At 44.8% G+C, this 6,994-nt stretch carries 8 protein-coding genes; all 8 read right to left on the bottom strand.

Going from position 1 to position 6,994, the window contains the following annotated elements:
• Positions 1–41 precede the first annotated feature (41 nt).
• The 8 genes from rpsA to prsW all read right to left on the bottom strand — a co-directional run bounded on the left by rpsA (position 42) and on the right by prsW (position 6,669).
• Positions 42–1,205 carry a 30S ribosomal protein S1 gene (gene rpsA, locus BM278_RS08005; RefSeq protein ID WP_090948831.1) on the bottom strand — a complete coding sequence of 388 codons (1,164 nt, stop codon included), beginning with the start codon at positions 1,203–1,205 and terminating at the stop codon, positions 42–44.
• A 165-nt stretch (positions 1,206–1,370) separates the two neighbouring features.
• Entirely contained in the window at positions 1,371–1,958 is a 588-nt protein-coding gene (locus BM278_RS08010; protein ID WP_090948832.1) for a lysophospholipid acyltransferase family protein, read from the bottom strand.
• A complete protein-coding gene (cmk, locus tag BM278_RS08015; protein ID WP_090948833.1) occupies positions 1,955–2,629 on the bottom strand; it encodes a (d)CMP kinase in 675 nt (224 codons plus the stop codon). Before cmk ends, BM278_RS08010 begins: the two co-directional genes overlap by 4 nt.
• A gap of 91 nt (positions 2,630–2,720) precedes the next feature.
• Positions 2,721–2,900 carry a YpfB family protein gene (locus BM278_RS08020; protein WP_090948834.1) on the bottom strand — a complete coding sequence of 60 codons (180 nt, stop codon included), beginning with the start codon at positions 2,898–2,900 and terminating at the stop codon, positions 2,721–2,723.
• A 59-nt stretch (positions 2,901–2,959) separates the two neighbouring features.
• A complete protein-coding gene (locus BM278_RS08025; protein ID WP_090948835.1) occupies positions 2,960–3,631 on the bottom strand; it encodes a flagellar brake protein in 672 nt (223 codons plus the stop codon).
• Positions 3,632–3,725: 94 nt separating this feature from the next.
• Positions 3,726–5,069, bottom strand: a complete 1,344-nt coding sequence (ypeB, locus tag BM278_RS08030) for a germination protein YpeB (protein ID WP_090948836.1) — start codon at positions 5,067–5,069, stop codon at positions 3,726–3,728.
• A gap of 18 nt (positions 5,070–5,087) precedes the next feature.
• Positions 5,088–5,864, bottom strand: a complete 777-nt coding sequence (gene sleB / locus BM278_RS08035) for a spore cortex-lytic enzyme (RefSeq protein ID WP_244151122.1) — start codon at positions 5,862–5,864, stop codon at positions 5,088–5,090.
• A gap of 127 nt (positions 5,865–5,991) precedes the next feature.
• Complete coding sequence (gene prsW / locus BM278_RS08040) at positions 5,992–6,669, bottom strand: glutamic-type intramembrane protease PrsW (RefSeq protein WP_090948837.1); 678 nt, start codon at positions 6,667–6,669, stop codon at positions 5,992–5,994.
• Between the last annotated feature and the right edge of the window lie 325 nt (positions 6,670–6,994).

Below are 6,994 nucleotides of genomic sequence, written 5' to 3' on the forward strand. Positions count from 1 at the left end.
TCGTTTAACCAATGATGTATGTTATGACGGATTCATCCTCGTTATTTTAATTTTTTCAATTGCTCGCCGATGACTTCACCGATCTGGAAGCCTTTTACCTCGTTTGCCGGCTTGGCGTATTGGCTATAGTCTTCTTCCGAAGCCGCTTCTTCTTCGATTAAATCGCGTATGCTTAGGGAAATACGGCGTTCCGCTTCGCTGACATCAAGCACTTTCGCTTTTACTTCTTCCCCTTCTTTTAACACTTCATGCGGTGTGCCGATACGCTTATTAGAAATTTGCGAAATATGAACGAGCCCCTCGACCCCCGGAAAAATTTCCACAAACGCGCCGAACGGCACAAGCCGTTTCACCGTACCAGTGACGATGTCGCCAGGAGCGATTTTCTCGGCAATTCCTTCCCAAGGGCTTGGCAATGCTTCTTTGATAGAAAGGGAAACGCGACCGTTCTCTTCATCAACGGAAAGCACTTTTACTTTCACCGTTTCCCCTTCTTGCACGACATCGGACGGATGTGCGACACGCGTATGGGAAAGCTGGGAAATATGTACGAGACCATCAAAGCCGCCAACATCAACAAACACGCCAAAATCGGTGATGCGACGCACGATTCCCTCAAGCACTTGCCCCGGCTCTAAGCGGCTAAACGCCTCTTTGCGCTTGCGCTCTTGCTCTTCTTCGACGACGGCACGATGCGACAAAATGATGCGATTTTTGTCACGATCCAACTCTACCACTTTGACCGCAAGCGTCTTGCCTTTGTAGTCGGAAAAATCCTCGACGTAGTGCGGCTCTACGAGAGATGCAGGGATAAATCCGCGCACTCCTACATCGGCAACGAGCCCGCCTTTGACAATGTCTTTCACGACGACTGCAAACGTTTCCCCGCTAGCAAATTTTCGCTCTAATTCTTCCCAAGCGCGCTCAGCATCCACTGCTTTCTTTGATAAGATGAGCAACCCATCTTCTTCATTTTCGCCTTCTTCCACTTTTTTTACTTTTGCCGTTACTTCATCGCCGACAGAAACGGCGTCACTTGTTTTGTCAATATGCAAACTCGATAATTCGCTAATTGGGATAATCCCGCTTTGTTTGCTTCCTTCAATATCGACAAGCACTTGCTTATCTTCTAGTTTTACGACTTTTCCTCGAACGATATCACCTACCTTGTATACGTTTACTTGTAAATTCATATCCTCTGTCATTTGCAAACCCTCCTTAAATCGACTGACGGTCCGTGCTCTTCCATCGAAAAACGCGCCTTCTACGTCATCGTTTACCACTCCAGACCATTATCGGTTATGGCGTGCAATAGGACCGTTTTTCTATTTAGTATACCATATTTTTTCAATAGACATGTAACTGAATGCTTATCGATGCTGATCTAATAATGCTTGGATATGCTGCATAATATATGCTGTCGCTTCTTCCGGCGATGCTTTTCGCTCACGCAGCGGCGCCATATCGAGCGGCGCACCGTAAACGACCTTAAGCCGCACAAACGGGCGGTATGTGCCAATAATGGCGCATGGAACAACGACGGCACTTGTCCGAAGCGCAAAAAAACCGACACCAGGCAGCCCCTTTTTCAATTTGCCATCTTTGCTTCGCGTCCCCTCTGGGAAAATGCCTAACACGCGCCCTTGTTTTAGCAGTTCTAGGCCGGTTCGCAATGCTTGACGATCGCTCATTCCCCGTTTTACTGGAAACGCATGCAAAATCGTAATTAAATTTTTGAAGAGCGGAATGCGAAACAATTCTTCTTTCGCCATAAAATGAATCGGCCTTGGAGCGGTAATCCCAAGGATTGGCGGATCAAGGTTACTGATATGGTTTGCGCAAAGAAGCACTCCTCCTTCTTTTGGAAACTGCTCTACTCCTATTACTTCAATACGGTAAAGAGGAATTAAAATTCTTTTAACGACTCCCTTGGCAAACGAATAAAAGTCCACCATCATCCAATCCTTTCGTTGACAATTTCCATAATGCGTTCCACCACTTCTTCCACCGACAGTGACGTCGTATCAATTTCTATCGCGTCTTCCGCCTTTTTCAGCGGTGCGACTTCACGCTCCGAATCGATTTGGTCGCGGCGCGCGATTTCCTTTTTCAGCGTTTCTAAGTCAGACGGAAATCCTCTGGCAATGTTTTCCGCATGTCGCCGCTTCGCTCTTTCTTCAACGGATGCTTTCAAAAAGATTTTTACTTCCGCATCCGGAAGAACGTGTGTGCCGATATCTCGCCCATCCATGACGACACCGCCGTTTTTGGCGAGAGCGCGTTGCCGCTCCACCATTTCTTCCCGCACAAGCGGATGCTTGGCAACTAGCGATACAGCATTTGTCACTTCTTCGCTGCGAATGATGTTTGTAACGTCTTCCCCGTTGACAAACACAAGCTGTCCTTGCGCGGACGACTTTAATTCAATATATGTATTTTTTAATAACGTAACTAACGCTTGTTCATCATCAAGCGCAACCCCTTGCCGCAAGGCCCGGTACGTTAGCGCCCGGTACATCGCGCCAGTATCGATGTAAACATACGAAAGCCGTTTCGCTATTATTTTCGCAACGGTGCTTTTTCCCGCAGCAGCTGGTCCATCAATGGCAATGCTAATGTTTTTTCTCATAGTTCCCCCTACCATCATCGACATGAATTTTTATCAAAGAAAAAAGCAGGAAATTCCTGCGTGCATCGATGTCATTTTACCATATCGACCGCTAGCGGTCGATGATTGTTTCGATTGTTTTTGTTTTTTCTTGTTTACTGATTCCTTCATACTCATCAATTTTTCCTAAATAGGGACTTAGCGGAGTGTACAAAATCAGCGATTGGGCTATGATTAAAAAAATAAATTGAATCACGACAAGCTTTAGTAAAATCGCTTCCACTCGTTTCATTCAGAACGTAAGCCTGCCTTCCGTTTTTATATAGCCATTATTCCACGCTTTTTTGCGATTTATTCGCGGTATTTTTCCTCTTTTTTCCGCATCTCCAGTTGCCGTTCAAAGCTATAGCGAATCAACAGCACCCGGTCTTGCGGCGATACATCGAAAAATTGCAAAGACGCTTTATATACGTCACTGTTTTCCGCTTGAAAGATGCGAACGATTTTTGCTTTCAGCTTTAAATAATGATATTCCCCCGATCTCATCGCTAGCGCCAACCACGTTTCCACCACCATTCCAGGAACAAGCTGTGTTTGTTGCTGCTGCGGCAATACGATCGCAGCTCCGCCAGCGCTAATATCGGTCGTCATCGTCGTAAATGGCGTAAATTCTTGCTGAAGCGGATGAATCGCTACATCGGCATTCGCTTCCACTCTTACATACCGACGGCGCTGAACGCGCACTAACTTATCGGTTCCTGGATAGGAAAGGACAACCATTGGAATCGGCTGTCGCACTTTTCCAATTACTTCTGTTTCAAATAAATAAAGGCCATTATCATCCCCGATAAAGCTTGCTTTAAATTGCATGCCATTTAATAAAAATACCGTCTTCCCCGTTTTCGTGTGAACGGGATAGTCAATATGTATATAGCTTTCACCTATTTCTTCCACTTTGCTTTTATATTGTTCCCCTTCGCCCTCCATCGGCTCTAACGTTAGCGTATCTCCTACTTTTAACATCGGCTCTCCCTCTCATTTTCTTCTCATAATTATTAAAACAAAAAGGAAAAGCCTACATCAAGCTTTTCCTGAAGTGAGATTCACAACGCATTTTTTAACTATAATTTTGTTCCACGCTTTGTAGTTTTTCCACGTTTTCCTCCATTCCTGTATTCGCGTTAACAAAAATTTGGTATGTGTCTTCCCCAAGCGTCCCTAAAAATTCATAGCAGAGCACTTGCTCGTTCATATCGTTTGTAATCACTGCCTGGCGCTGTTCCAACACTTTGAAATTTGGATTAACTTTTTTCTTTGCCTGCTCCGCCGTCAACGTTGGCTTCGGAAGCGGTCGTTGAACGGACGAAGATAAATAATCGCGCGCGGAAAAACCGACGATCGTTCCATCATCGAGAGCCACTTTCATTTTAATGGCTTCCGGATAAATGCGGATTCCGTTTTCATTTGTCACAAACGTCAATAAAGCGATGTTATCATATTGTGCACTGTCATATAACTCTAAGTTTTTAAACTTATGCTTTCGCAAAAACTGCATCCCTCTATTTGCCGCTTCATGCAAACTGATCGTTTGCTTTTTGATTGGGCGGCTATTGATGACCCAAATCGGATAACCACCTTTTTCTGTAATGTCCATATAAATATCGCTTTTCGTCTTTGGATCGCGGATCGTCAAACTGTAAAAGCGCTCATCCGCTCCTTTTCCGCTTGCCGTGACTTTTATGTTTTCCGTTCCCTTTAAATCAAGAAAAGAACGGGCGATTCGTTTCGCTTCTGTTTTGGAAATCGGCTTCCCTATAGCGCGGACAAACCCTTTTTCTTTTTTCTCGAACCCGACAAATGCCGGGCCAAATTCCGCTGACTTGGAAAACGAATCAACGTTTTTCTCTACCGCTTTAAATCCGTCAATAATGATGTTATCGCCCGGACGGTCGTTTGTGGCAAGCGCTAACTCGACATCCATCCAGCGCAAGTTGTTTTTTAAGACTAAATGTTGAACATTGCGAAGTTCTTGTTGAATGTTCGCCGCGTTTTTATAAAGGGCTTGCAACGTGCGATATTCTTCCTTCGTAAGCGGTTCTTTTTCTAAATCGCGGACTGCGGTTCGATAACTGAACTCCCCTATTTTGGCGAGAAATTCTTGCGTTTTGTTAAACGGAAGCAAAGAAAGCGGCAATTGTCCGACATCCGAATGGGCTTCTGAGGCGATTCGCCATACTTCAGCCAACGCCGGGGAAAGCGATGCTCGGGAATTCATCGCAAGCGTTGTGCCGATTTTATCATGCAATAAATCGATTTGGTACGTTAAATCATGGAAAGCGCGCTGGTAGTTATTTTCAGCATGAATTAATACCGCGTTTTTTTCTTGGTGTTCTCGATACCCCCAGTACGCTGTTCCGGCGATGCCAAGCGACAGCACGCCGATTAATACATTTCGTATCATTTCTGTTCACCTCCTGCGTTATTTGCAAAAAATATGTTTGCCGATCTGTTTAATTTGCGGACGATTCCAAATCCATGCGCTCGTCGCTGTTTCCGGATTGAAATAATAAATGGCGCCGCCGGTAGGGTCCCAGCCGTTAATCGCATCAAGCACCGCTTTTTTCGCCGTTTCATTCGGCGTCAACCAAATCTGTCCATCGGCTACCGCAGTAAACGCCCCAGGCTGGAAAATAACGCCTGCTATCGTATCCGGAAACGACGGATGCTCTAGGCGGTTTAAAATGACCGCTGCGACGGCCACTTGGCCGATATAAGGCTCTCCCCGCGCTTCTCCATATACAGCATTAGCCATCAACTGAATATCATTTTGCGAAAACCCTCTTGGTACGTTAGACGCTGTCGTTCTCGCCGCCCTGTTTGCCGCGCCTCCCCCTTTATTTCCTTTGACTTGTTGGCTTAACGGCGTGCCACCGTAATGGGTAAACGAATTGCCTTTGCGAATTTGTTCCTTGACAAATCGCTCATGATATTTTGATGCCTTGACTAGTTTCGCTTTTGTGCTTTCACCGACAAGTCCGTCAACCGGCAGCCCGTATTCATATTGAAAGTTGCGCACTGCCCAATATGTCCTCCAGCCAAACACGCCATCAATTTTTCCGTTGTAAAATCCGATGTACTGCAAGCGCGCCTGCAATTCGATGACATCGTCTCCAACCGCCCCGCGTTGAATGACTTGATTTGAAAATGCTTTTACTTCTTCGGCTGGCTTTCCGCAGATCGCCAAACAAGCAGCCATTACGATAAGCGATAAATTCCGTTGCATCTTCCTAGACATATGCGAAACCTCCCGCATTGCTTCTGTTGTTTTATCCCTATTTTCTTTCCAATTTACCTTTTTATACAAAAAAAGCAAAAAGCCAAGCTTATTGCACTTGGCTTTTTGCTGGAGAGATTCTTTCATGATTATAAAATCCTTTCGCCTGCTTTACTTTTCGAAGCGCAAACCACCATAACAACAGCATGAACGGAACCATGTAGTAGCCCCATTTTTCTTGTGTTAACAAAATAAAATCATATGTCCCGTGCAACAGAAAGGGAAGAAAAAACGAAAGAAATAAGTGGCGCCGCTTTCTCATCGCAAATTTTGCTTTTCCTAAATAAAAGCCCATGATTACTGCGAATAAAGCATGGCTTGAAACAGGCAAAAGCGCTCTTGTTACGGCAAATTCCACACCGTTTGCCAGTAAATATAAAATATTTTCCAATGTCGCAAAACCGAGCGACACGCTCGCGCTATAGACGATGCCATCATACGGTTCATCAAACTCATGGTGGTCATAAATAAAAACATAAAGGATAAACCATTTCACAAATTCTTCTAACAATCCGGACAAAAAAAAGGCGCGAACTACCGCAGATGTCGCCATTCCTTCCGCATGAAATACATATTGAATAAACATGATAGGAAATACAAGAAGCGCCCCAACAAGAAACGCCCGCAGCACAATGGAAAGCGGTTCTGTTTCATATTCATCTTTTAAATAAAAATAGCTAAGCAGCGCGATTCCTGGGGCAATGCCAGCGGAAATTAACGTTAACATACAAATCCCCGTTTCGATCCGTTTTCTCTATGGTAACATGAGAATATAGCATTTGAAAATAACCTTCCGTTATTTGAGTCAGTCAAGATTTTGTGGGAACTTTTTTGGTTCGCTAAAAAACAGGTGTAAGTCATAGGTTGGCGAACCATTTTTTTGAATTTCATCCGTAAGCGCTTTCGAACTCTCATCCCTTGTCATGACAGACCGATATGTATACCTTTTTTTACCATCCCTTGAGTTCAGACAGGGCATGATAGATCGGTGTCCCGGACGATTGCTGTAAATATGGCACGTTATTCCGCGTTACCTCCGGAAGAAGACGGCG

Origin of the sequence: Parageobacillus thermantarcticus (genome assembly GCF_900111865.1) — a bacterium.
In the GTDB taxonomy this organism is placed as follows: domain Bacteria; phylum Bacillota; class Bacilli; order Bacillales; family Anoxybacillaceae; genus Parageobacillus; species Parageobacillus thermantarcticus.

Bases quoted from the DNA above. Each gene is read 5' to 3' on its own strand.
- rpsA (WP_090948831.1), bottom strand. From the start codon at position 1,205: ATGACAGAGGATATGAATTTACAAGTAAACGTATACAAGGTAGGTGAT.
- BM278_RS08010 (WP_090948832.1), bottom strand. From the start codon at position 1,958: ATGATGGTGGACTTTTATTCGTTTGCCAAGGGAGTCGTTAAAAGAATT.
- cmk (WP_090948833.1), bottom strand. From the start codon at position 2,629: ATGAGAAAAAACATTAGCATTGCCATTGATGGACCAGCTGCTGCGGGA.
- BM278_RS08020 (WP_090948834.1), bottom strand. From the start codon at position 2,900: ATGAAACGAGTGGAAGCGATTTTACTAAAGCTTGTCGTGATTCAATTT.
- BM278_RS08025 (WP_090948835.1), bottom strand. From the start codon at position 3,631: ATGTTAAAAGTAGGAGATACGCTAACGTTAGAGCCGATGGAGGGCGAA.
- ypeB (WP_090948836.1), bottom strand. From the start codon at position 5,069: ATGATACGAAATGTATTAATCGGCGTGCTGTCGCTTGGCATCGCCGGA.
- sleB (WP_244151122.1), bottom strand. From the start codon at position 5,864: ATGGCTGCTTGTTTGGCGATCTGCGGAAAGCCAGCCGAAGAAGTAAAA.
- prsW (WP_090948837.1), bottom strand. From the start codon at position 6,669: ATGTTAACGTTAATTTCCGCTGGCATTGCCCCAGGAATCGCGCTGCTT.